This window comes from Paraburkholderia azotifigens (assembly GCF_007995085.1).
GTDB lineage: Bacteria > Pseudomonadota > Gammaproteobacteria > Burkholderiales > Burkholderiaceae > Paraburkholderia > Paraburkholderia azotifigens.
The window spans coordinates 1,958,737-1,984,469 of sequence record NZ_VOQS01000003.1; the positions used below are offsets into that span (position 1 = coordinate 1,958,737).

18 protein-coding genes are annotated in these 25,733 nt (G+C 63.2%); 14 read left to right on the forward strand and 4 right to left on the reverse strand.

Going from position 1 to position 25,733, the window contains the following annotated elements:
- Nucleotides 1-25: 25 nt before the first annotated feature.
- Nucleotides 26-382, reverse strand: coding sequence for a hypothetical protein (locus tag FRZ40_RS25950; protein WP_147236038.1), 357 nt, complete (start codon nt 380-382; stop codon nt 26-28).
- Between the two features lie 239 nt (nt 383-621).
- Here FRZ40_RS25950 and FRZ40_RS25955 point away from each other — a divergent pair, with 239 nt between their 5' ends.
- From FRZ40_RS25955 to FRZ40_RS25995, 7 genes are all read left to right on the forward strand, one after another.
- Nucleotides 622-1,656 carry a M14 family zinc carboxypeptidase gene (locus FRZ40_RS25955; protein WP_147236039.1) on the forward strand — a complete coding sequence of 345 codons (1,035 nt, stop codon included), beginning with the start codon at nt 622-624 and terminating at the stop codon, nt 1,654-1,656.
- The gene (locus FRZ40_RS25960; RefSeq protein ID WP_028367963.1) at nt 1,653-2,474 is read left to right on the forward strand and encodes an alpha/beta fold hydrolase; all 822 of its coding nucleotides are present in this window, start codon (nt 1,653-1,655) and stop codon (nt 2,472-2,474) included. The genes FRZ40_RS25955 and FRZ40_RS25960 overlap by 4 nt, the downstream gene beginning before the upstream one ends.
- A gap of 761 nt (nt 2,475-3,235) precedes the next feature.
- On the forward strand, nt 3,236-4,465 hold the full coding sequence (locus FRZ40_RS25965) for a hypothetical protein (protein WP_147236040.1): 1,230 nt from the start codon (nt 3,236-3,238) through the stop codon (nt 4,463-4,465).
- 16 nt (nt 4,466-4,481) lie between these two features.
- Nucleotides 4,482-5,705, forward strand: a complete 1,224-nt coding sequence (locus FRZ40_RS44110; RefSeq protein ID WP_158647032.1) for a hypothetical protein — start codon at nt 4,482-4,484, stop codon at nt 5,703-5,705.
- A gap of 201 nt (nt 5,706-5,906) precedes the next feature.
- Nucleotides 5,907-6,356, forward strand: coding sequence for a hypothetical protein (locus tag FRZ40_RS25985; RefSeq protein ID WP_147236043.1), 450 nt, complete (start codon nt 5,907-5,909; stop codon nt 6,354-6,356).
- Between the two features lie 3 nt (nt 6,357-6,359).
- The gene (locus FRZ40_RS25990; RefSeq protein ID WP_028367967.1) at nt 6,360-7,049 is read left to right on the forward strand and encodes a C39 family peptidase; all 690 of its coding nucleotides are present in this window, start codon (nt 6,360-6,362) and stop codon (nt 7,047-7,049) included.
- Nucleotides 7,050-7,057: 8 nt separating this feature from the next.
- Nucleotides 7,058-8,017 (forward strand): hypothetical protein, encoded by a 960-nt coding sequence (locus FRZ40_RS25995; protein ID WP_147236044.1) that lies wholly within the window; start codon nt 7,058-7,060, stop codon nt 8,015-8,017.
- Between the two features lie 72 nt (nt 8,018-8,089).
- Here the strand turns inward: FRZ40_RS25995 and FRZ40_RS26000 are convergent, their stop codons facing one another.
- Nucleotides 8,090-9,526 carry an acetate kinase gene (locus FRZ40_RS26000; RefSeq protein ID WP_147236045.1) on the reverse strand — a complete coding sequence of 479 codons (1,437 nt, stop codon included), beginning with the start codon at nt 9,524-9,526 and terminating at the stop codon, nt 8,090-8,092.
- A gap of 519 nt (nt 9,527-10,045) precedes the next feature.
- Here FRZ40_RS26000 and FRZ40_RS26005 point away from each other — a divergent pair.
- The 4 genes from FRZ40_RS26005 to FRZ40_RS26020 all read left to right on the forward strand — a co-directional run bounded on the left by FRZ40_RS26005 (nt 10,046) and on the right by FRZ40_RS26020 (nt 18,386).
- Nucleotides 10,046-14,902, forward strand: a complete 4,857-nt coding sequence (locus FRZ40_RS26005; protein ID WP_147236046.1) for an NAD-glutamate dehydrogenase — start codon at nt 10,046-10,048, stop codon at nt 14,900-14,902.
- A gap of 136 nt (nt 14,903-15,038) precedes the next feature.
- Entirely contained in the window at nt 15,039-16,100 is a 1,062-nt protein-coding gene (selD, locus tag FRZ40_RS26010; RefSeq protein ID WP_147236047.1) for a selenide, water dikinase SelD, read from the forward strand.
- Between the two features lie 42 nt (nt 16,101-16,142).
- On the forward strand, nt 16,143-17,069 hold the full coding sequence (locus FRZ40_RS26015) for a cation diffusion facilitator family transporter (RefSeq protein WP_147236048.1): 927 nt from the start codon (nt 16,143-16,145) through the stop codon (nt 17,067-17,069).
- 249 nt (nt 17,070-17,318) lie between these two features.
- Entirely contained in the window at nt 17,319-18,386 is a 1,068-nt protein-coding gene (locus FRZ40_RS26020; protein WP_147236049.1) for a purine-nucleoside phosphorylase, read from the forward strand.
- Between the two features lie 205 nt (nt 18,387-18,591).
- On the opposite strand, the gene FRZ40_RS26025 is transcribed toward FRZ40_RS26020, so the two are convergent.
- Complete coding sequence (locus FRZ40_RS26025; RefSeq protein ID WP_028367974.1) at nt 18,592-18,897, reverse strand: DUF4148 domain-containing protein; 306 nt, start codon at nt 18,895-18,897, stop codon at nt 18,592-18,594.
- 191 nt (nt 18,898-19,088) lie between these two features.
- Nucleotides 19,089-20,093 (reverse strand): LysR family transcriptional regulator, encoded by a 1,005-nt coding sequence (locus tag FRZ40_RS26030; protein WP_028367975.1) that lies wholly within the window; start codon nt 20,091-20,093, stop codon nt 19,089-19,091.
- 195 nt (nt 20,094-20,288) lie between these two features.
- Between FRZ40_RS26030 and FRZ40_RS26035 the strand changes: the two genes are divergently transcribed.
- The 3 genes from FRZ40_RS26035 (at nt 20,289) to FRZ40_RS26045 (ending at nt 25,726) form a co-directional block, all read left to right on the forward strand.
- Entirely contained in the window at nt 20,289-21,143 is an 855-nt protein-coding gene (locus tag FRZ40_RS26035; RefSeq protein WP_028367976.1) for an alpha/beta hydrolase, read from the forward strand.
- Between the two features lie 34 nt (nt 21,144-21,177).
- Nucleotides 21,178-22,467 carry an efflux RND transporter periplasmic adaptor subunit gene (locus FRZ40_RS26040; RefSeq protein ID WP_147236050.1) on the forward strand — a complete coding sequence of 430 codons (1,290 nt, stop codon included), beginning with the start codon at nt 21,178-21,180 and terminating at the stop codon, nt 22,465-22,467.
- 73 nt (nt 22,468-22,540) lie between these two features.
- Nucleotides 22,541-25,726 (forward strand): efflux RND transporter permease subunit, encoded by a 3,186-nt coding sequence (locus tag FRZ40_RS26045; protein WP_028367978.1) that lies wholly within the window; start codon nt 22,541-22,543, stop codon nt 25,724-25,726.
- Nucleotides 25,727-25,733: the final 7 nt, after the last annotated feature.

Sequence of the window (25,733 nt, forward strand, 5' to 3'; positions counted from 1 at the left end):
GACATGCGAAACGACGTGCCGTTGTTCACGCGCAAGGCGAGTTATCGTCGTGTAGCAGCCTGAGCGCGTAGCTCGTCTGACGATACGCGGCTCGGCGCAGGAGCAGACGGTTCGTCCAGCGCTCGGGACTCGATCCGTTCCGCTGCCACAGCGAGTACGCGAAGTCGTCACGTACCTCGCGCCTGATTACGCGTCGCAGCGAACAGAGCCCGAGGAGACTCTGCTGCATGTTCTGCAAGAGGATGCAGGCATCGGAAGCATCCGCATTGACGCTTCGCAACTGCCGCACGCGCTCGGCCTGATCGAGCAGCCGGTCGGCTGCACGTACGAGCGCCTGATTGGCGCGCGCCAATTCCTGCATCTGCCCGGTTTCGATCTTCATGCTCGAGCTCCCGTTGCTGCTTTCGTTCGCCGGAGCCGCAAGGACGCCGTCCGGTTCGGACGTGATTGCGGCCCGCCCGTCCGGCGAATCGCGACGAATGCGTGGCACAAAAGCTGCGTTGGTTGGGCGACGCACAGCCGGCGCGGATTGCCGATAGGCGTCCGTCATGCAAAGCGGCTATATTGGCGGCGGCAGGCGGCGCTATCCCCGATGTAGCCGCCCATAACGAAACTACAACCATGCGCGCTTTCAGCTTGTTGCCTGACAGCTTCGCCGAATACGACGACCTGAAGGCGCTGCTCGACGAGGGCGCGCGGTCGTTCGACATCAAAAGCGTGGCTGGCGTCGAAGTGGCGGGTCGCACATTCGAAGTGTATGTCGCGTCGATCGGAACGAACGATCCTAAAGCTCCTGCCGTGGGTTTCTTCGGCGGCATCCACGGACTCGAACGCATCGGCTCCCGGCTCGTGCTGGAGTACATGCGGTCGCTGCTGTCCCGGCTCGTGTGGGATGAGCTGCTGCTCGAACAGCTCGATTCCATTCGTATTTACATCGTACCCATCGTCAATCCAGGCGGTATGTGGGCCGCGACGCGCGCGAATCCGAATGGCGTGGACCTGATGCGCAACGCGCCGCAGGACGCCGAGGAACGCGTGCCCTTGCTGGCAGGCGGCCAGCGTGTCGGTTCGTGGCTGCCGTGGTATCGCGGGCGGCGCGGCGCACCGATGGAAGGGGAGGCGGCGGCGCTGCTGCGCGTCGTCGCGGAAGAACTCGCGGCGCGGCCGCTGTCGTTCGCGCTGGATTGCCACTCCGGCTACGGCTGGAGCGACAGCATCTGGTTTCCCTATGCGAAGACGCGCCGCGCGATGGCGCATCTGCCCGAAATGTACGCGCTGAAAACGATGTTCGAGCGCGCGCATCCGCATCACGGCTACATGTTCGAGCCGCAGAGCCACCAGTATCTGCTGCACGGCGATCTGTGGGACTGGGCCTACGACCGCACGCCGCCGCCCAACATCTTTCTGCCGATGACGCTCGAACTCGGCTCGTGGCTGTGGATCAAGAAGAACCCGCGACAGATCTTCTCGCGGCAAGGCATGTTCAATCCCGTGAAGGCGCATCGCACCGCGCGCGTGTTGCGGCGTCACGCGAACCTGCTCGATTTCCTGACGCGCGCGGCGTATGCGTCGGAGCGTTGGTTGCCGCACGGCGTCCGCCGCGATCAGCTGCTCAGTAGCGCGACCGAACTCTGGTACAGGCCCGGGCGAAGATGAGCACGTGGATTCTGTTGCGCGGCCTGACCCGCGAGGCGCGTCACTGGGGCGCGTTACCCGACGCATTGCGGGCGGCGCTGAATGGCGTCAGGCCAGGCGCGTCGCCCGCACGCGTGCTGACGATCGACTTGCCAGGCAACGGCGAGTACGCGAACCTGCGCGCGCCGCTGCAGGTTGCCGGAATGGTCGACTTCGTGCGCGCGGCGGCACGCGCGCGGGGCGCGCCGGGGCCGTACTGCGTGCTGGCGATGTCGCTGGGTGGCATGGTCGCGACGTGCTGGGCGCAGCGTCATCCCGCCGACATCGACCGGCTCGTGTTGATCAACACGAGCATGCGGCCGTTCAGCCGCTTCGACGAACGGCTGCGTCCTCAAGCGTGGGCGGGGCTTGCGCGCGTCGCGTGGCATTGGAACGAGGCGAGCACGGCGGAGGCCGAAATCCATCGCCTGACCTGCGCCAACCGCGACACACGCGACGCCGACGTCAAGGCGTGGACGGCCATCCGCGAAAGCGCGCCCGTCAGCCGGGCGAACGCTCTGCGGCAACTGTTCGCGGCGGCTAGCTTCAGCGCGAAACGGCAACGGCCCGCGTGCTCGACGCTCGTGCTGTCGACGCGCGAGGACGGACTCGTCGATCCCGTCTGCTCCGCGGCGCTCGCGGCGGCGTGGCGCGCTCCGCACTGGCGTCACGCGTGGGCGGGCCACGATCTTCCTCACGACGACCCGGCGTGGACCGTCGAACGCATTTGCGCGTGGCTCGATCAGCCGGATGGGAACTCGGGCTTTGAAAATGCAGAGTCGGATCTGACGGACGAATAATCGATAATTAAACAAATCATTCAATATGGGTTATTCAGTATCAATGGCGCGCCGGTAAAACGTTTACTGATGCGTCGCATTAATGTGCCGCAATAAAGCGGTGAGTCCTTTCTGTATTGGAGTCGAGTATTTTGTTTTGATGGGCAAGCCGCAGGATTAATGGTAAATTGATGCCCCGCGCAATAGAGTGTGACTATTTGCCGGAGTTTTGCATATTTAGGTGAATGCTGAAATTGTAAAATAATGGCTGCCGCCGTCCGGTGAAGCGGAAAAACTTGCGGATAAAGGCTGCCTGCGGCTTTCAGCGTCGCAAACGATACGTTTTTTTACGCCAGGAATCCGCCGTGCGTCGCCACTGCCCATTGCGCGTAACCCCTTGGTGCACAAGGCGACTAAGCGTCATTGTCGAAAAATGAAGGGGGTTGGGAGGCCGATTACCCTGCGACTCAAGAATCAGGCCCGACAAAAAAGAAACGTTTTTAAATGCTGCGCTTTTGTCTTAGTAATGTTATCCAGTCGTTTGAATCGAAAGCAATTCCAAAGCCCCTCATATTCGCGAGCCGGCGCAATGCCGGTTTAGCCGTTTCAAACGCGAAACATTAAACGTAGGTATTTACCCGTGCCTTTGCATCCCGCATAACGGGAAATGTGAAATTTCTTTAAATTTCAGGGCCTTACGCGCGTGGCATTGCCTATGCGACACGGCGTCCCGGATTGGTGCAGTTGGCCAAGCCGCCCCCCATCTCCTCCAGGAGGATTCCATGCGCAAAACTCTATTGGCGTCCGCAGCAGTCGTCGCATTGGGCTGCAGCGGTTACGCAATGGCAAACCCATGCAGTGACAGTGATTCATCCTGCAACCAGAAGGCCTACCACGGGAACAACACAGCAACGAACGAGGCGACCTCCACCCAGACCAGCACCACGGGCAATAACGCTAACGAAATCACGACCGGCTCCAAGGTCGCGCAGGATTCGTTCAACACCACCAAGATCGTCGCGGCAAGCCGTCTGTCCGGCTCGGTGTCGGGCGTGAGCGTCTGGGGCATCGGCAACCATGCCTATAACGACGGCAACGCGAACGGCGGACGTGGCGGAAACGGTGCGAAGGGCATCGGCGCGAAGGGCGGCAGCGCATTGGCGATCGGCGGCAGCGGCGGCTACGGCGGCGATGGCGGCAAGGCCATTGCTGGCGACGGCGGCAACTCCAGGGCATCGGGTGGCGACGGCGGCAACGCACGGTCCTATGCCGGCGACGGCGGCAACTCCAGGGCATCGGGCGGCAAGGGCGTTGGCGTAGGCGGCGACTCGTACGCCAAGGGCGGCAGCGCGGGAGCCGGCTCGGCAGCGGCGGGCGGCAACGCACGTGCGGCAGGCGGCGGCGCAGCCCTGGCATTGGGCGCTGGCGCAGGCCTCGCGAGCAGCGGCGACGTGCACTCGCATTCGGGCGGCAGCGGTGACGCAAACTCGTCGAGCGGCGCAGCCACGGCGTCCGGCAACACCGGGTCGGGGACGGCTACCGCTTCGGGCGCGGGCACGGCGACGGGCGGCGCAGCAACGGCAGGCACGGCGACGGCTTCGGGCGGCGCCGGCACGTCGACGGGCGGCACGGGCACGGGCACGGGCGGCGCAGGCACGTCGACAGCGGGCAACGGCGGCGCAGCCACGGCAACGGCCGGCAACGGCGGCACGGCAGGCTCGACGGCGGGCAACGGCGGTAACGCCACAGGCGGTGCAGGCGGCGCAGGCGGTGCAGGTGCGGCCGCGACGGCGACGGCGGCAGCAGGCGGCAACGGCACGGGCGGCGCAGGCGCAGCAGGTGGCGCAGGCGGCGCGATCGGCGTCGGCACGGGTGACTTCAGCATGGCCAACACCATGACGAGCGTCGCCCAGTCGGCAGCGGGCATCCTGGTGGCCAACCAGAACAGCGGTATGGCTTCGCTGGTGCAACAAGCCGTCACGGTCCAGGCGAATCTGACCGTCGGCCGCTAATCCTCAGGAGGCTTTCATGCGTAAGACTCTCTTGGCATCGGCCGCCGTCATCGCGCTGGGCTTCAGCGGCTATGCGATGGCCAACCCCTGCTCCAGCGGCGACTGGTCATGCGACCAGAAGGCGAGTGGCGGCAACAACAACCTGTCGAACACGGCTTCGTCTTCGCAGACGAGCGGCAGGGGCGATAACGCGAACGAAGTGACCGGCAATTCGAGGGTCACCCAGGATTCGTGGAACAGCACCAAGGCTGTCGCCGTCAGCAAGCTTGACGGCAGCGTGTCCCATGTCCGCGTCACCGGCATCGGCAATGTCGCGACGAACTACGGCAACGTCAATGGCGGTAAGGGCGGAGACGGCGCCAAAGGCATCGGCGGCAAAGGCGGCAGCGCCGGCGCGGCGGGTGGCTACGGCGGCGACGGCGGCTATGGCGGCCGGGCCATCGCTGGCGATGGCGGCAACTCGAAGGCATCGGGTGGCGATGGCGGCTACGCGAAGGCGTCGGGCGGCGACGGCGGCTGGTCGAAGGCGTCGGGCGGCAAAGCCTACGCCGGCGGCGGTGATTCGGGCGCGAAGGGCGGCAGCGCGGGAGCAGGCACGCTCGCTGCCGGCGGCGACGGCAGTGGCAAGGCAGGTGCACTTGCTGCAGGCGCTGGCCTCGGCATTGGCGCTGCGGACAGCGGCGATCTGTCGGCGCGCTCGCATCACGGCTCGGCTACAGCCAACTCCGGCGCGGCGTCGGGCACGGGCAGCGGCACGGGCAGTGGCTCGGCTATCGCGACGGCCTCGGGCACGGGCGGCGTAGGCACGGCAGGCGCGGCCACCGCAACGGGCGGCGCGGCGACCTCCACGGCTGGCAACGCCACCGGCAACGGCGGCGCGGGCACGTCGACGGGCGGCAACGGCGGCGCGGCGACCAGCGCGGCAGGCAACGGCGGTGCAGCGACGTCGACAGCCGGCAACGGCGGTGCGGCGACGGGCGGCGCGGGCGCGGCAGGCGGCGCAGGCGGCGCAGCCACGGCGACGGCGGCAGCCGGCGGCAATGGCACGGGCGGCGCTGGCGGTGCAGGCGGAGCGGGCGGTCGCATTGCGATGACGACGGGCTCGTTCGACATGTCCAACAGCATGGCGAGCGCGGCGCAGTCGGCAGCCGGCGTGATGGTGCTGAACCAGAACAGCGGCATGGCGTCGTTCGTGCAGCAGGCTGTCACCGTGCAGGCGAACCTGACTGTCGGCCGCTAACTGACCTGAAACACAGTTAGCGTCGATAAGTCGTTGTGTGATGTGCCGTGGGGCGTTCGCGCTCCACGGCTTCTGTTCCATCGCCGGGGCGCACGGGGTAGCCGCGCCGGGCGACGGTCGCACAAGTCTTACTTCGCCGCACGCTGCTGCGCGTGCCGCATGGCCGTTGCAGCGCACCCGGCGGAGCACCAGGAGACAACCATGCAGGCGTTCAAACGCATTGCGATGCTGTTACTGCCTGTCGTCATCGGATTGCCTGGCCTCGCGGCCCATGTCATGGCCGGCGAACTGCGTTCACCCGTGCAGGCGGATACGTCGATCGCTCCCGCTGTCGTTGCATCCGGCACTGCACAGAAGACTCAAACGGCTACCGCATCGCCTGCACCGGCGAGTGTCGCCGACGCGACCTTCGGTGTCGCGATGACGGCCGAGCAGCTCGATGCGCATCGCGGCGGCGAACAGGTCTTCAACGACATGAACCTGCGCGGCACCGTCGCGAACAACACCGCGCGCGGCGTCGACACCGGGTCGAACATGATCACGGGCGGCTCGTTCTCGAGTTCGAGCGGTTTGCCCACGGTGATCCAGAACACGGGCGCGAACGTGCTGATCCAGAACGCGACGATCGTCAATGTGCGCTTTGGGGAGTGAGCGATGAAACTCCAGAGAGGGGTGTGGCTTCTGGCGTGCGCGCTGACTGCGGCAGGCGCGGCGCGCGCCGATCCCATCACGATCTACGAACCGTCGGGCGCCGGTTACGCGATGCACGTGACGAGCCTGAAAGAGGCTCGCTTCAAGCGGACCATCAAGCAGCAGTTCGACTTCAGCTGCGGGTCCGCGGCCGTGGCGACGCTGCTCACGTATCAGTACAACTATCCCGTGAACGAGCAGACGGCCTTCCAGGAGATGTACGAGAGCGGCGATCAGGCGAAGATCCGCACCGAGGGCTTTTCGCTGCTGGATATCAAGCGCTTTCTGGAGCGTCGCGGCTTCATCGCGGACGGTTATGAGCTGCCGCTGCAAAAACTCGTCGAAACGAATACGCCCGCCATCGTGCTGATCAGCGAAAGCGGCTATCACCATTTCGTCGTGGTGAAAGGCCTGAAGAACGACCGTGTGCTGATCGGCGATCCCGCGACGGGCACGCGGCCCGTGCCGTTGAAGAGCTTCGAGGCGAAATGGGAGGACCAGGTTCTCTTTGTCATCCATAACAAACCCGGCGTCGGGGTCTTCAACGATCCCGTCGACTGGCGAGTCGCGCCACCCGCGCCGCTCTATACGGGCGTCAATCGCGATGGTCTGTTCTTCACCGTGATGCCCAAGCACGGCGCGAGTGATTTCTGAGGGCCATCATGAGAACGGAGACCCGAAAAATCGCCGGTATCGCCACGATGCTATGTGGGTCGATGGTGACGTTCGGTGCGCATGCATTCGAGCAGAGCGTGCCGCCCGCGGAAGCCGCTGTCGCTCCCGATCTCGCCGGAGGGGCAGTCGAGCCGCTGGCGATGCGCGCCGCGGCGCCTGCGAACGAAGCGCCCGATGCCATCACACAGGCTGTCGTCGATGCGCTGTCGACGCACAAGCCGCGCGCATTCGCCGACGATACCGACGGCCTGCATCCCGTTTCCTATGCAAGGCCGATAGTCGTGCCTTCGAAGGGCGACGTGAAGCCGGTGGTAGCGGGTGCGGCAGATGAAACGGCACGACCTGCGCCGATAAAAGAAGCACGGGCGTCCGTTGCACAGACGCAAGGCAAAGCGCCCGTCTCGTATGCCGCACCCATTGCGGTACCCATTGCCGCGCCTCCGGCTGCTCAGGCTGCGCGCAACGACACGCACCCTGGCGCTCGCCACGAAGCCAAAGCGCAAGTGGATACCGAAGATCCGAACTGGTCGTCGAAAACGACAGTCGCGATCAGCGAAGAAAAACTCGACACGATGCGCGGTGGTTTCGATGTCGCGAACGGCCTGAAGGTTTCGTTCGGCATTTCGAGGATGGCTGTCGTGAACGGCAATCTCGTCACGCAGACGAGCTTCAACATTCCGGACCTGAGCAACATGACGACGCAGCAGGCGCAAGCGCTGGCGGCGGCGAACATGGGGTCGCTGCTGCAGAACGGCGTGGGCAACGTCGCGCAGCAAGGTTCCGTGCAGGGATTGTCGGGCGCGGTGATCCAGAACACGTTGAGCAACCAGAACATTCAGACACTGACGACCATCAACGCAGCCGTCAATTCGCTGGGCCTCTTCAAGAACATGAATCTGGGTTCGACGTTGAACAACGCTTTGCTGAATTCGGTCAGGCCGCGATAAAAGCTTCATTGAAAAAGGCTCGCGACGCGTGACGCGTCGCGAGCCTCTCTATATGCGTCAGAAGCAGGCCGTTCAGAATTGGATCGGCATGCGGAACGTCAGCGTCAGATCCGGCGTGTCGCGCGTGAGGCCGGCGCCGAGCGAGAAATTCAGCGTCGTCTTCGGCGTGATCCGGTACGAGTAGCCGACCAGCAGCGTGCCCAGTATCACGCGCACCGAGCCCGGCACGCTCTGGCCGTTCTGCTTGGTCGGCAGCACGATGCTCTGGTCGTAGCCGATGCTGAACGAAGCCTTTTCGTTCAGCGCGAGACCCATGCCGATGTTGAAGCCGTAGATATCGCCGGGCTGGATGTGGCCGACGGGATCCGTTTCGCCATTGAGGATGTGCAGGCTCAGATCGCTGCGGCCAAAGCTGTGCAGATAGCTGAAGTTTCCGAAGAACACGACAGGGTCGCTCGGGAACAGCCACGTGAGGCCTGGCTGGATCGCGTAGAAGCCCGTGCCCGTCGGCTGTTCGAGCGGCAGGCCGGTGCCCGTCGTGTTGCCGATACAGCGCGTCACGCAATCGGTAACCACGTCGAACGGACTCTTGCCCGTCGCCGTCTTGAAGCGCAGCCAGCCGATGTAGTAGAACTTGTCCGGACCGCCTTCGTTCAACTGGTAACGCAGCGTCATTTCGACGTCGCCGATGCCGTGGCCGCTGCTGTTGAAGACGTTGTCCTGCGCGGAGCCCGTGAAGATCTCGCGGCTCACGGTGTCGTTGGTCGAATAGACGTACGGCACGCGCACTTCGACTTCCATCCGGTTCGTGATGCCGTAACGCGCGGCGACACCGCCCGTGAGCACGTTCGACTTGATCTCGCGCACGTCGATCAAACCGATCAGCAATGCAGGAATGATCGTGTAGCCGACCAGTGCGACGCGATCCGACGACGAATAGCCGAACTGGAACGACGGTTCCAGCACGAACTTGTTGCGCGGCGTGAGCACGCCGGGCTGATCGAAGATCGGTGCGACCGCGGGCGGCGCGGTATCGGGGATGGGCGCCTGACCGACCGGCTGCGAAGGCTGGCCCTGCTGATCACCGCCGTTCTGCGCGGTGCTGATCGCGGGTGCGGGTGCGGTGCCCGCTGCGGTTCCCGCTGTCGCGCCGGCTGTTGCGGCTGCGCCGGCATCGGGTGCTGCGCCCGCTCTCTCGCCCGCACCGGCGTTCTGTGCGATACCCGCAGCGGGCGCCGCGCCCGCGCCGGGCTGACCCGCTCCGCGAGTCGCGTCGAGCATGCGTGAATCGAGTGCTTTGCTTAATTGCTGGAATTGCGCTTCTTCTTCGGCGAGTTTGCGTTTGAGTGAGTCGAGTTCCTTGATCCGGTTGTTCAGTTCCTGGCGAAGGGTTGCGATATTTTCCTGTGCGGTTTGATCCTGGAGCGATTGCGCATGGGCTTCAGCGTAAAAAAGAAGCACCGTTGCGTAACTGATCATCCGCACATGTCGAAATGGCTCGCGCTTCATGGGTCTGTTCTCCATGTCAGGCTTGCAGGTTCTACCCCGGTACACCTAGACAACAGGCCAGCGGCATCGACACGTTCAGTCGTTGTGCTGGGCATGAAGCATTCCCTCGTTTGACGGCTTTGCGGGACTCAGGAACGTATTCATGCGCGCGAATTGAATCGCTATTGAAGCCGTGATTCGCTATTGGTATCTATTTCGAAATTGTCTTCATGCATCCGCAATAAGGCCTTTAAAGATGATTGTCTCTTGCCTTGAATGCGAACCATAAAAGCCTAACGCATCGGGGGTGTATACGCTAATAAGAAGAACCCTGGCCTGTGATGGTTAGCCAACAGAACGAAGCGTTTTCCGGCGGCTCTTTAGAGCCGTTTCTCCGTTATCCGGCATGCCGTTCGACACGCATCTGTCACAGGCGCGCGCAAGCATGTTCGATGTGCGTGTGCACAATCCGTTTCGGCTCAACGGGTGCATAATGCGCTCAGTCGATGCAGCCGATTGTCGCCCGACGCGGAGGACGTCATGCAAGCGAAGAACGAAGAAGCCGTTGCCCACCTGCTCAACGATGTCGTCGAATTCGCGCGAGGACGATTGCCCGAGCCCGCATTCGCAGCCGTCGAACCTTTCCTGCGCCATTACTACGACTTCGCCGACGCGGACGACCTGCAAAGCCGCGGCATCGCCGACCTCTACGGCGCCGCAATGGCCCACTGGCAAACGGCGCAACGCTTCGTGCCGGGCAGCGAACGTTTGCGTGTCTATAACCCGATTCTCGAACAGCACGGCTGGCATTCCGACCACACCGTCATCGAGATCGTCAACGATGACATGCCTTTTCTGGTGGACTCGGTGTCGATGGCCGTGAACCGCCAGGGGCTCGCGCTGCATTCCGTGCTGCATCCCGTGTTTCGCATCTGGCGCAGCAAGGACGGCGGCATCGAGCGCATCGCGCCGGGCGGTGCATCGAGCGACGATGGCCAGTCGCAGCTCGCGTCGTTCATCCATTTCGAGGTGGACCGCTGCGGCGACGCGGCTAAGCTCGATGCATTGCGCAACGAGATCGCCAAGGTGCTCGGCGATGTGCGCGCGGCCGTCGAAGACTGGCCGAAGATCGTCGATATCGCCCGCACGACCATCCGCGACATGGCCGCACGCGAGACGAGTCCGGAAGGCGTCGAAGCCCGCGCGTTCCTCGAATGGATGGTTGCGGACCACTTCACCTTCCTCGGCCAGCGCGACTACGAACTCGTGTCGTATGACGGCCAGTACGGCTTTCGCGGCGTCGCGGGCTCGGGCCTGGGCCTGTTGCGCGAGTCGCTGAGGCCGCAGGGCGCGTCGGAGGTGACACCGTTGCCGCCTGCCGCCGCCGACATCATCGCGGGCGCCGCGCCCATCTTTCTGACCAAGGCCAATTCGCGCGCGACCGTCCATCGCCCCGGCTATCTCGACTATGTCGGCGTGAAGCTGGTTGGGCCGGATGGCAAGATCAGCGGCGAGCGCCGTTTTATCGGGCTGTATACGTCGACGGCCTATACCGCTTCGGCTTCGGAGATTCCCATCGTGCGGCGCAAGTGCGCGAACATCGTGCGACGCGCGGGTTTTCTGCCTAAAGGGCATCTCGGCAAATCGCTCGTGACGGTGCTGGAAATGTATCCCCGCGACGAGCTGTTCCAGGCCGACGAGAACGAACTCTACGACACGGCCATCGGCGTGCTGCGCTTGCAGGAGCATCAGCGCACGCGCATGTTTTTGCGGCGCGACCGCTTCGACCGTTTCGTATCGTGCCTCGTGTTCGTGCCGCGCGAAAAGTACAACACCGACTTGCGCCGGCGCATCGCGAAGCTGCTGATCAGTGCGTTCAACGGCACGAATGTGGAATTCACGCCGCTGCTTTCCGAGTCGACGCTGGCGCGCATTCACTTCGTCGTGCATGCCGAGCCGGGCGCGATGCCCGACGTCGACACGCGCGAGCTCGAAACGCGGCTCATTCAGGTGTCGCGCCGCTGGCAGGACGATCTTGCCGATGCCTTGCTCGACGCATTCGGCGAAGAGCAGGGCAACCGCCTGTTGCAGCACTACGCGGACTCGTTTCCAGCGGGCTATCGCGACGACTATCCGGCGCGCACGGCGGTGCGCGATATCGAACTGATCGAACGCGTGCAGGGCACCGCGCACATCGCGATGAATCTGTACCGGCCGATCGAAGCCGGTCCGCGCGCGTTCCGCTTCAAGGTGTATCGCGCGGGCGATCCGATTGCGCTGTCGCGCAGCCTGCCGATGCTCGAACACCTGGGCGTACGCGTCGACGAGGAGCGACCTTATCTGATCGAGGCACCGGGCGCGACAGCAGCGTGGATCCACGATTTCGGGCTGGAACTGGCCGACGATGCCGAGTTCGACATCGAGCGCGTGAAGGACCTGTTCGAAGACGCATTCGACCGTGTATGGACGGGCGATATCGAAGACGACAACTTCAATCGTCTCGTGCTGCGCGCGCAACTGAGCGCGCGCGAAGTGACGATATTGCGGGCATATGCGAAGTATCTGCGCCAGGTCGGATCGACTTTCAGCGACGCGTATATCGAACGCGCATTGACTGGCAATCCTGCGATTGCGCGCATGCTGGTCGAGCTGTTCGTCGCGCGCTCCGATCCCGCGCCCGCCACGTCGCGCGAGGCGCGCGTCGAGCGGCTGCTGAAGACGATCGAAAGCGCGCTCGACGAAGTGCCCAATCTCGACGAGGACCGCATCCTGCGCCAGTTCCTCGGCGTGATCAACGCGACGCAGCGCACGAACTACTACCGGCGCGAGGCAGACGGCAAGCCAAGACCTTATCTGTCGTTCAAGTTCGATCCCGCGAAAGTGCCGGGCTTGCCCGAGCCGAAGCCGATGTTCGAAATCTGGGTGTATTCGCCGCGTGTCGAAGGCGTGCATCTGCGCGGCGGACGCGTCGCGCGCGGCGGCTTGCGCTGGTCCGACCGCCGCGAGGATTTCCGCACGGAAGTGCTCGGGCTGATGAAGGCGCAGATGGTAAAGAACGTCGTGATCGTGCCGGTGGGATCGAAGGGCGGTTTCGTCGTGAAGAACCCGCCGCCGCCCACTGACCGCGAAGTCTGGATGCGCGAAGGCATTGCGTGCTACCAGACGTTCTTGCGCGGGCTGCTCGATCTCACCGACAACCGCGTCGGCGGACAGATCGTGCCGCCGCCCGATGTGGTGCGCCACGATCCCGACGATCCGTATCTGGTCGTCGCCGCCGACAAGGGCACGGCCACGTTCTCCGACTACGCGAACGCGATCTCGCAGGAATACGGCTTCTGGCTCGACGACGCGTTCGCATCGGGCGGGTCGGTCGGCTACGACCACAAGAAAATGGGTATCACCGCGCGCGGCGCGTGGGAATCCGTGAAGCGCCACTTCCGTGAAATGGGCGTCGATACGCAAACGATGGACTTCACGGTGGTTGGCGTCGGCGACATGTCGGGCGACGTGTTCGGCAACGGCATGCTGCTGTCGCAGCACATTCGCCTCATCGCCGCGTTCGATCACCGACACGTGTTTCTCGACCCGACCCCCGATCCCGCGACGAGTTTCGCCGAACGTCAAAGGCTCTTCAATCTGGACCGTTCGAGCTGGGCCGACTACGATCCCGCGCTGATCTCGGCGGGCGGCGGCGTGTTCGCGCGCACGGCCAAGACGATTCCGCTTTCGCAGGCGGTGCAGTCGATGCTCGGCATCAATGCGGCGGCTTTGCCGCCCGCCGAACTCGTGCGCGCGATTCTTCAGGCGCCCGTCGACCTGCTGTACAACGGCGGCATCGGCACCTATGTGAAAGCGAGCCACGAGACGCATGCACAGGTCGGCGACAAGACCAACGACGCTGTGCGCGTGAACGGTCGCGATCTGCGCTGCAAGGTGGTCGCGGAAGGCGGCAATCTCGGCTTCACGCAACACGGGCGCATCGAGTTCGCGCAGCACGGCGGCCGCATGAACACCGACGCAATCGACAATTCAGCGGGTGTCGACTGCTCGGACCACGAAGTGAACATCAAGATCCTGCTCGGCCTCGTGGTCGCGGATGGCGAGATGACGGAGAAGCAGCGCAATGCGTTGCTCGCCGAAATGACGGAGGAAGTGGGTCTGCTCGTGCTGCAGGACAACTACTATCAGACGCAGGCTTTGTCGATTGCGGGACGCTACGCAGCCGAACTGTTCGATGCGGAAATGCGCATGATGCGTTATCTCGAACGCGCGGGCCGATTGAATCGCGTGATCGAATTCCTGCCTTCCGAAGACGAAATCAACGAACGTCTCGCCGCGAAACAGGGTTTGACGTCGCCCGAACGCGCGGTGCTGCTCGCGTACAGCAAGATGTGGCTGTACGACGCGCTGCTCGATTCCGACGTGCCGGAAGACGGGCTGGTCGCGGGCATGCTCACCGAGTACTTCCCGAAGCCGCTGCGTCAGCGCTTCAATGAGCCGATGCATCGCCATCCGCTGCGCCGTGAAATTCTGGCGACGCATCTGACGAACGCGCTCGTGAATCGTGTCGGCTGTGCGTTCGTGCACCGGATGATGGAGGAGACGGACGCGAAGCCGGGCGACATCGTGCGCGCATGCATCATCGCGCGCGACGTGTTCGATCTGAACGACGTGTGGCGCAATATCGACGCGCTCGATAATCGCGTCGCCGACGACGTGCAGGCGCGCATGTTCGTCGAAATCACGAAGCTGATGGAGCGCGCAGCATTGTGGTTCCTGCGTCATCTGCAGTCGGGCGAAGTGATGAAAATTGGCGTGACGGCATTGATCGCGCGTTGCCGCGATGCCGCGCAACGGCTTGCGCCGCAATTGCCGATGCTGTTGCCCGCCGCGGAACTCGAGGCGCTGTCGGAGCGGCAGCGTGTGCTCGTCGATGCGGGGGTCGACAGCGAGCTTGCGGTGCGCGTGGCGAGCGGCGGCATACCCGCCGCGCTGCTCGATATCGCGGAAGTGTCGGCGACGACGGACCGCAGTCTCGAACTCGTCGCAGGCGTGTACTTCGCGTTGAGCACGCAGCTGAACTACGGATGGATCGGCGAACGTGCGGAATCGTTGCCGACCTCGACGCATTGGGACGTGATGGCGCGTGCCGCCGCGCTCGCGGAACTCGCGCGCCTCAAACGCGTGCTGACGACCAGCGCGCTCACGGAAGCACCCGAGGCGACGACGGCAGAAGGTGTCGTCGAAGCATGGCGCGCGAAACGCGAAGACGCGCTCGCGCGTTACGCGCAACTCCTGACGGATTTGCGGGCGGCGGGCGGAGCGAGCCTGTCGATGCTGCTCGTCATCGTACGGGAGATGGCGACCCTCGAACGCCGTCTGATGGCCGCGAACTAGCCTGTGTGCGGTCCGCATCGCAACGCGCCGTCGTCGTGAAGACGATGGCGCGTTTTTCATGGCTCGGCCCCATTCGACAGCGGCGCCGCGGATTGCCGGATAATAGACGCTATCGACCCTCCGTCACTTCAACACCATGAACGAATCCGCTGTCAGTTCCAACGTTCCGCGTCTCACGAGCCTGTCGCATGGCGGCGGCTGCGGCTGCAAGATCGCGCCCGGCGTGCTGTCCGATCTGCTGAAACGCAACATGCCGATGCCGTCGTTTCCCGACCTGCTGGTCGGCACGGAGACCTCGGACGATGCCGCCGTGTATCGCCTGAACGACGAGCAGGCGATCATCGCGACGACCGACTTCTTCATGCCGATCGTCGACGATCCGTACGACTTCGGCCGTATCGCGGCGACGAACGCGCTGTCCGATGTCTACGCGATGGGCGGCAAGCCGATCCTCGCGCTCGCACTGGTCGGCATGCCGATCAACGTGCTGCCGCACGATGTGATCGCGGCCGTGCTGCGCGGCGGCGAAGACGTATGCGCGCAAGCGGGCATTCCCGTCGCGGGCGGCCATTCGATCGATTCCGTCGAGCCGATCTACGGTCTCGCCGCGCTCGGTGTCGTGCATCCGAAGCGCGTGAAGCGCAATGCATCGGCGCAAGCGGGCGACGTGCTCGTGCTCGGCAAGCCGCTCGGCGTCGGTGTGCTGTCGGCGGCGCTCAAGAAGAATCAGCTCGACGAAGCGGGCTATGCAGCGATGATCGCCGCAACGACCAAACTCAATCGTCCGGGCACGGAACTGGCGGCGCTCGACGGCGTGCATGCGATGACGGACGTGACGGGCTTCGGTTTGCTCGGCCACACGCTGGAACTCGCGCGCGGCGCGCAACTGACGGCGCGTGTGCGTTACGCGGATCTGCCGTGGATTGCGGGCGTCGATGCGTTCGCGGCAGCGGGCGTGTTCACAGGCGCGTCGGGGCGCAACTGGGCCTCATACGGCGCAGACGTTCGACTTGCCGATGCGCTGCCCGACACCGCACGCACCTTGCTGACGGACCCGCAGACATCGGGCGGCCTGCTCGTATCCTGCGCACCCGATGCCGTCGACGATGTGCTCGCAATCTTCCGCGCCGACGGTTTCGATCGCGCAGCGGTGATCGGCGAACTGCACAATGGCGCGCCGCATGTCGAAGTGGTGTGACCGTTCATTAACGCATTCGTATCAATACAACTCGAAGAGCCAATGAAAGAAGAATCACCGAAGGCCATTTTTTACGCGCTGGCGGCGAACCTGGGCATTGCCGTCTGCAAGTTCGCGGCGGCGGCGTTCACGGGTTCCGGCTCGATGTTTGCCGAAGCGATTCACTCGACAGCCGATTGCGGCAATCAGGTTCTGCTGCTGTTCGGACTAAAACAGGCGCGCCGGCCCGCGAGCCCGCTGCATCCGCTCGGCGCGGGGCGCGCAATCTATTTCTATTCGCTGATCGTCGCGCTGCTGCTGTTCTTCGTCGGCGGCGTATTTTCGGTGTATGAGGGCATTCATCGTCTGATGGCGCACGAGCCCTTGTCGCACGCGTATCTCGCACTCGGCGTGCTGGGCGTGTCTGTCGTGCTCGAAACGTTCTCGCTGATGGGCGCGATCCGCGAAATACGCAAGACCAATCCCGACAAGTCGATGTGGCGCTGGTTTCGCGAAACGCGCGAATCGGAATTGCTCGTCGTGGCGGGCGAAGACGTGGCTGCGCTGCTGGGTCTTGCGATGGCTTTCGTCGCGGTGCTCATGACGATGATCACAGGCAACCCGATGTACGACGCGTTCGGTTCGATCGGCGTCGGTGTGCTGCTGATGGTGATCGCGTATCTGGTGGCGCGCGAAGTGAAGTCGATGATCATCGGCGAATCGGCAAGCCCGGAGGTGCGGCGCGAGATCGAAGCGTATCTGCGCACGCGCAAGGAGATCCGCAGCATCATCAATCTGATCACGCTGCAATGGGGGCGTCATGTCGTCGTCGCGGTCCAGGCGGAGATGATCGACTACGAAAGCGGCCGCGCGATGGTCGATGCGATCAATATCGTCGAAGCCGATTTGCAGGAGACGTTTCCGCAAGTGCGCTGGGTGTTTTTCGAGCCGGACGTGCCGAGAGTGAGAACAGAAGCATCGCTGGATTGATCTTTTATGCGCGCTTCATGGGCCCGCGAATGGTGCATATGATGCATCGCTCGCGGGCCTTTTGTTTTTATGCCGACCTTTTCGCATTGCCGTTTCGTTTCCGGTTTATGCGAATCGGCTATTCAGGCGGACAAGTGGAATTAGCCAATGGAAAACAATTCGATGCCACCTATACTAGGCTCCGCCCTGTTACGCGAGGGCATGCGTTCCATTTCCAATCTTTTAGCGAACTTAAAGAAAGGGCTTGTCATGGTAACTCGCACGGTAGGCGCTTTGACGGCTTTGGCATTGGCCGCATGCACGGCCATATCGCCGCTGGCCAATGCGCAGGACGACGGTTTCGCGCAAGGCAACGGCGAATCGCACGGCCGCGAGGTCAAGGTGATGATCATCTCGATGTTCGGACCCGAAGGGCAGACGTGGCTCGACAAACTCGGGCCATGGCAGGACATTCCCGTGGCCGGTCTGTCGCCCGATTACCCAAACGTTCATTGCAATAAACAGGACGTCTGCGTGATGACGACGGGCATGGGGCACAGCAACGCGGCCGCGTCGACGATGGCGCTCGCGTTCTCGCCGCGCTTCGATTTGCGGCACACGTACTTCATGGTGGCGGGCATCGCGGGCATCGATCCGATGCAAGGGACGGTCGGCTCGGCGGCGTGGGCCAAATATCTCGTCGACTTCGGTATTCAATGGGAAATCGACGGACGCGAAATTCCCGCGGGCTGGAGCACCGGCTATCTCGGCATCAATACGAAAAGCCCCACGGAAAAGCCGCCGCTCGATTACCGCACGGAAGTGTTCCAGCTGAATACACGCCTCGCCGATACAGCGTTCGCGCTATCGCGCAACGTGGTGCTGTCGGACAATGCGCAAGCGCAAGCGGCGCGCGCCAAATACAGCTATGCGCCTGCGAATCGTGCGCCCGCTGTCATTCAATGCGACACGCTCGCGGGCGACACATGGTGGTCGGGGACGAAGCTCGGCGAACGCGCTCGTGACTGGACGAAGATTCTGACGGACGGGAAGGGTGTCTATTGCACGACGCAACAGGAAGACAATTCGACCTATGAAGCGTTGAAGCGCGCTGCGAGCGTGCATCGCGTCGATCTGAATCGCGTTGCCGTGTTGCGTGCGGGTTCGGATTTCGATCGTCCGTATGATGGACAGACGAGCGCCGACAATCTGCTCAACTATGCCGCACAAGGCGGCTTCACTATCGCGCTCGAGAACCTGTACCGCGCGGGCAATCCGCTGGTGCAGGACATCGTCACGCACTGGGGCGAATGGCGTAACGGCGTGCCGCAGCGTTAAGGTCGAATCGCTACTAATACAAAGTGCTAATACAAAGCGCTCAATCGCACGATGCGATTGAGCGCTTTGCCAGAGCGGCTTGTTGCGTAATGCCTGGTGCGAACTTAATGTGAACGATAAGGCGTCCAGACGGGAATGTCCGATGCCCAGTCATCGAGTTCCGAGGGGCTCATGTTCGACTCCTTCGATAAAGATGAAATGACGCTTACTGGCCGCGAGCGACGCGCACGTTGCCGTCGCTTTGCGCATCGAGGCGCTCGGCTTGCGTGCGGCCAATCAGGCCTTGTTCCGGATACGAAGTCTTGTTCAGCGAAGGCAGCGTGCCGTCGCGATAAGCATCGGCTTCTTCGGCACGCACTTCTGCGCGCGTTTTCTGCGCCGATGCGCTAGCCGGGTGTTGCCACCATTGATCGTTATACGATCCCGCGCGGCCAATGCCGCCGCCTCCGGCAAACGCCGGCGCGCTGACGAGCAGCGAGAGAACGAGACCTGCCAGCAGATTGCGCTTCATGATTCACTCCTGTCGATTCGAATTCATTTGCAGCGTCGTAATGCTCCGGCGCTGCGACAGGGTGAAATGTAGGCTTTGACGTGCGGGCGATAAACCCGACTTTCATGAAATGAATTGTCGCAATTTCAGAACAATCGCGGCACGGTGCCGCGATCGTCCTTTTGCCTAAAAGCCTTTGAAGCAATATGGCATTAAGCAACCCATTCCGCCATAACAGGCGTATTGAGTTCGGGCGCCGACTCTTTCTGCTCGAACGTGCGTTGCGTGCAGGTCTTTTCGAGGCTTGCGCGACCGCTCAACAGCGGGCAGCGGTCGAAGATCTCCGCAATCCAGTCGACGAATACGCGCACTTTCGACGACAGATGCCGGCTATGCGGATACACCGCGGAAATTGGCATGGGCAGCGGCTTCAGGTCGGGCAGCACTTCGACGAGCTGGCCCGAACGCAGATGCGGCAGCACCATGAAGAGCGGCGGCTGGATCAGGCCGAAGCCTTCCAGGCCGCACGTCACGTACGCGTCCGCGTCGTTGACGGATACCACGCCCTTCATCTTCACTTCGACTTCCTTGCCGTCGACGAGAAACGACCAGTCCATGATGCGGCCCGTGCGGCTGGAAAAATAATTAACCGCCTTGTGCTGCTCGAGATCTTCGATTGTCTGCGGAATGCCCGCGCGTTCGATATACGCGGGCGCCGCGCACGACACGCCTTCGAATAACCCTATTCTGCGTGCGACCAATGACGAATCCTGCAGCGCGCCCACCCGCACCACGCAATCGACGCCTTCCTGCAGCAAGTCGACAGGGCGATCCGACAGCCCGAGTTGCAGGTCGATATCCGGATACTTCGTGTGGAATTCGCACAATGCGGGAATCACGAGCAGACGTCCGATAGATCCCGGCATATCGACGCGCAGCTTCCCACTCGGCTTCTTGTTGCCGCTCTGGAAACTCGCTTCCGTTTCTTCGACGTCCGCGAGAATACGCACGCAGCGCTCGTAATACGCAGCGCCGTCGGGCGTCAGCGACAGGCGGCGCGTCGTGCGGTGCAAGAGACGCGTGCCGAGAAACGCTTCGAGATTCTGGATGATCGTCGTGACGGATGCGCGGGGAAGATCGAGCGTTTCCGCAGCCCGGGTGAAGCTGTTCGTGTCGACGACCCGGGTGAACACTTGCATGGCCTGGAGCCGGTCCATTGCAAACCTCCGAAAGAGCCGGAGCACTGTGAAGCATCCGCTTTAGCCCGCTAAGCCCGGCTGGAGGCGGCGAATAAAGTCATTCGATTGTTCAGGTGCACCGAATTGTGTTGCCGGATTATAGGCATTTATTTGGAAGTCTGCTGGACCCACAATTCGCACCATTCGATAGCTTCGCGCATTGCGCTGTTCGACATGGATGCATTCAACCCGCGCCACACCTTTGTCCCGCCCGGCACGAGCCTCGGCGAAAACGCCGCATCGCTCGACGTCACCGACGTCCGGATCGAAGGCTATGCGCAGGACATCACATTGCGCCTTTACCGGCGGGCCGCCGCGAAGAGCGGTCTGCCGATCCTGCTCTATTTTCATGGCGGGGGGTTCGTGCGCGGCTCGATCGACGAAGCCGATTACGCCGCGCGCTATTTCGCGCAGCACACGCCGGCGCTCGTCGTGTCGGTCGGCTATTCGCTCGCGCCGCAGTTTCCGTTTCCCGCGGCACCTGAGGACGCACATCGCGCGGCGCTGTGGGTGCAGACCCGCGCGCGGGCGTTCGGCGGCAACACAAAAAAGATCGGCGTAGCGGGCCACGATGCAGGTGGCTCGCTCGCGAATTGTCTTGCGTTCATCGGCCGCGATCGCGGGGATGTGCGGATCGAAGCGCAAGCATTGTTCGGACCGATGCTCGATCCGAGCCTCACGCGGCTCGGCGACGAGAAGCGTTTGAGCTCGGACATCACGGCAAGCGAATGCGCGGCGTGTTATCGCGCGTATCTGCCGCAGGCTTCGCAACGGATGCATCCGTATGCGGCGCCGCTCGAATCGGTGCGGCTCAAGGGCCTGCCCGCAACGTTGATTGCCACCGCGCAAAACGACGTGCTGCACGTCGAAGCGGAGAAGTACGCGAGCAATCTGATCGACGCGGGTGTGCAGACACAGGTGGTCCGATATCCGAGCGTGTCGCACGCGGCGCTGGCCAATCATCCGGCCGCGTTGCTCGAGGCGGTTCGATTTTTCCAGTGGCGCTTCGACGAGCGCGCACTCCGATAACCAAACTTCTATTAACTAAATTCCGGAGTCTGTCATGTCTGTTTTTCCTCTCTCGCGTTCGAAGCTGGCGGTCGCCGCGCTAGCCGTGCTGGTCATTGCGGGTCTCGGCACGTTCGGCGCGATCCGCGTCGATGCGCGCTCGCCCGCGCAATCCGCGCCGACCATCGTGCCGGAAGTCGACGTCGCCACTGTCGTGCAGAAAACCATTACCGATTGGCAAAGCTATTCGGGCCGTCTTCAGGCCGTCGAAAAGGTCGATGTTCGACCGCTCGTGTCGGGCACTATCGTGTCCGTGAACTTCCAGGACGGCGCGCTCGTGAAGAAGGGCGACGTGCTGTTCGTGATCGATCCGCGTCCGTATCAGGCGGAAGTCGATCGCGCCGCTGCCCAGCTGGCCGCCGCGCAATCGCGTTCGGGCTACACGCAAAGCGACTGGGAGCGCGCGCAACGGCTGATCGGCGATAACGCCATCGCCAGGCGCGACTACGACGAGAAGCAGAACGCGGCGCGCGAAGCAAATGCGAACGTGAAGGCCGCGCAAGCCGCGCTCGAAGCCGCACAGATCAATCTCGGCTACACGAAGATCGTCGCGCCCGTGTCGGGCCGCGTATCGCGCGCCGAGATCACGCTTGGCAACGTCGTGAACGCGGGGGCGAGCGCTGCGCCGCTGACGACGCTCGTGTCCGTCTCGCCGATCTACGCCGAGTTCGACGCCGACGAGCAGACGTATCTGCAGTACATCAGCCAGGTGAAGAGCGACGGCAAGGTGCCTGTCGAACTCGGTCTCGCGAACGAAACGGGTTATTCGCGCAAGGGCACGATCCAGTCGGTCGACAACCGGCTCGATACGTCGTCGGGCACGATCCGTGTGCGCGCGCGTTTCGACAACGCCGACGGCGCGCTCGTCCCGGGTCTCTATGCACGCGTGAAAGTGGGCGGCAGCGAGCCGCATTCCGCGCTGCTGATCGACGATGCGGCAATCGGCACGGATCAGGACAAGAAGTTCGTGTTCGTCGTCGACAAGGACGATCACGTCGCGTATCGCGAGATCCAGCTGGGCGATCTGCAGGGCAGTCTGCGCGTCGTGAAGGGCGGTCTGCACGCGGGCGATCGCATCGTCGTGAACGGCACGCAGCGCGTGCGTCCGGGCGCGCAGGTTCGCGCGCACATGGTGCCGATGGGCGAGGGCGACGCGAATAGCGCACCCGTTGCCGACGACGCAAAAGCGGAAAAACAGGCACAGCTCGACGGATCGAAGAAGCACACAGAACCGCAAACGCAGGCACAGGCGCAGCCGCGCGCGAAGACGCGCAAGGATTCGTGATCGCCCGGCGAACCCACGTAATCCTTCGATGCATGCGCACAAGACGTAAGCGCTCCAACATCAAGAGCTTCACATGAACATATCCAAATTCTTCATCGACCGGCCGATTTTTGCTGGCGTGCTATCGGTCCTGATTCTGCTCGGCGGCCTGATTGCCGTGTTTCAGTTGCCGATCTCCGAGTATCCGGAAGTGGTGCCGCCTTCCGTGGTGGTGCATGCGCAGTATCCGGGCGCAAACCCGAAGGTGATCGCCGAAGCGGTGGCGTCGCCGCTCGAAGAGCAGATCAACGGCGTCGAGAACATGCTGTACATGCAGTCGCAGGCGAATAGCGACGGCAATCTCACGCTGACGGTCACGTTCAAGCTCGGCACCAACCCCGACCTCGCGACGCAGCTCGTGCAGAACCGCGTGAACCAGGCGCTGCCGCGTCTGCCCGAAGACGTGCAGCGGCTCGGCGTGACGACGATCAAGAGCTCGCCGACGCTGACGATGGTCGTGCACCTGATCTCGCCGAACGACCGCTATGACATGACGTATCTGCGCAACTACGCTCTGCTCAACGTGAAGGACCGCCTGGAGCGGATCAAGGGCGTCGGGCAGGTGCAGCTGTGGGGCGCGGGCGATTACTCGATGCGCGTGTGGCTCGATCCGCAGAAGGTCGCGCAACGCAATCTGACTGCGATGGAAGTCGTCAGCGCGATTCGCGAGCAGAACATTCAGGTCGCGGCGGGCGTGATCGGCGCATCGCCTTCCGTGCCGGGCACGGCGTTGCAGTTGTCCGTGAATGCGCGCGGCCGTCTGAAGACGGAAAGCGAATTCGGCGACATCGTCGTGAAGACGGCCCCCGATGGTGCCGTCACGTATCTGCGCGATATCGCGCGCATCGAACTCGCGGCTTCGGAATACGGCCTGCGCTCGCTGCTCGACAACAAGCCGGCCGTTGCAATGGCGATCAACCAGTCGCCGGGTGCAAACTCGCTGCAGATCTCCGACGAAGTCCGCGCGACGATGAAGGAACTGAGCGCGGATTTCCCGGCGGGTGTCGAGTACCGGATCGTCTATGACCCGACGCAGTTCGTGCGTTCGTCTATCGAGGCCGTCGTGCACACGTTGCTCGAGGCGATTGCGCTCGTCGTGATCGTGGTGATCGTGTTCCTGCAAACGTGGCGCGCGTCGATCATTCCGCTGATTGCCGTGCCCGTGTCGATTGTCGGTACGTTCTCGCTGCTGCTTGCGTTCGGTTTCTCGATCAATGCGCTGTCGCTGTTCGGGATGGTGCTTGCGATCGGTATCGTGGTCGACGACGCGATCGTGGTGGTGGAAAACGTCGAACGGAACATCGAAAGCGGCTTGAGCGCGAGAGATGCGACCTACAAGGCGATGCAGGAAGTGAGCGGGCCGATCATTGCGATTGCGCTCACGCTCGTTGCCGTGTTCGTGCCGCTTGCGTTCATGTCGGGTCTGACGGGCCAGTTCTACAAGCAGTTCGCGATGACCATCGCGATCTCGACGGTGATCTCGGCGTTCAACTCGCTGACGCTGTCGCCCGCCTTGTCGGCGATGCTGCTGCGCGGTCACGGTGCGAAGGAAGACTGGCTGACGCGTCTGATGAACCGCGTGCTGGGCCGCTTCTTCGCGGGGTTCAACAAGGTCTTCCATCGTGGCTCGGATAGCTACGGACGCGGCGTGAACGGCGTGCTCAAACGCAAGGGCGCGATGCTGGTCGTGTATGCGGTGCTGCTGGGCCTCACGGTGCTCGTGTCGCGTGTCGTGCCGGGCGGTTTCGTGCCGGCGCAGGACAAGGAGTATCTGATTGCGTTCGCGCAGTTGCCCAACGGCGCATCGCTTGACCGCACCGAGAAGGTGATTCGCGAGATGAGCGCGATCGCGCTGAAGCAGCCGGGCGTGGAAAACGCAGTGGCGTTCCCGGGTCTGTCGGTGAACGGCTTCACGAACAGTTCGAGCGCGGGCATCGTGTTCGTCGCGCTCAAGCCGTTCCACGACCGCAAGGGGAAGGCGCTGTCGGCGGGTGCGATCGCGGGCGCGCTGAACCAGAAGTACGGCGCGATCAAGGACTCGTTCGTCGCCGTGTTCCCGCCGCCGCCCGTGCTCGGTCTCGGTACGCTGGGCGGCTTCAAGATGCAGCTGGAGGACCACGGCTCGCTCGGTTACGCGGAACTCAACAAGGCGACGGAAGCGTTCATCAAGAAGGCTGCAACGACGCCCGAACTGGGCCCGACGTTCTCGAGCTATCAGATCAACGTGCCGCAGCTGAACGTCGATCTCGATCGCGTGAAGGCAAAGCAGCTGGGCGTGCCCGTGACGGACGTGTTCAACACGATGCAGGTGTATCTCGGCTCGCTGTACGTGAACGACTTCAACCGGTTCGGCCGCGTGTACCAGGTGCGCGTGCAGGCGGATGCGCCGTTCCGTCAACAGGCCGACGACATCCTGCAACTGAAGACGCGCAACGTGAATGGCGACATGGTGCCGTTGTCGTCGCTGGTGACGGTGACGCCGACTTATGGCCCGGAAATGGTGGTGCGCTACAACGGCTTCACGGCAGCCGACATCAACGGCGGTCCGGCGCCCGGTTTCTCGTCGGGTGAAGCGCAGAACGCAGCCGAGCGCATCGCGGCCGAAGTGTTGCCGAAGGGCGTGAAGTTCGAATGGACCGACCTCACGTACCAGCAGATTCTCGCGGGCAACGCGGGGCTGTGGGTGTTCCCGATCAGCGTGCTGCTCGTGTTCCTGGTGCTCGCTGCGCTGTACGAGAGCCTGACGCTGCCGCTCGCGGTCATCCTGATCGTGCCCATGAGCGTGCTGTCGGCGCTGACAGGCGTGTGGCTCACACAGGGCGACAACAACATCTTCACGCAGATCGGCCTGATGGTGCTGGTGGGGCTGGCGTCGAAGAATGCGATTCTGATCGTCGAGTTTGCGCGTGAACTGGAGCACGACGGACGCACGCCGTTGCAGGCCGCCATCGAGGCGAGCCGGATGCGCCTGCGGCCGATTCTGATGACGTCGATCGCGTTCATCATGGGCGTGGTGCCGCTGGTGACGTCGAGCGGGGCGGGCTCGGAAATGCGCCACGCGATGGGTGTCGCCGTGTTCTTCGGTATGTTGGGCGTGACGCTGTTCGGCCTGATGCTGACGCCGGTGTTCTACGTGGTGCTGCGCACGCTGGCGGGCGGCAAGATTCACGTCGCGCAGAAGGACTCGCCGCATCTCGTCGCGCATACGACGGATGCATGATGGAGAA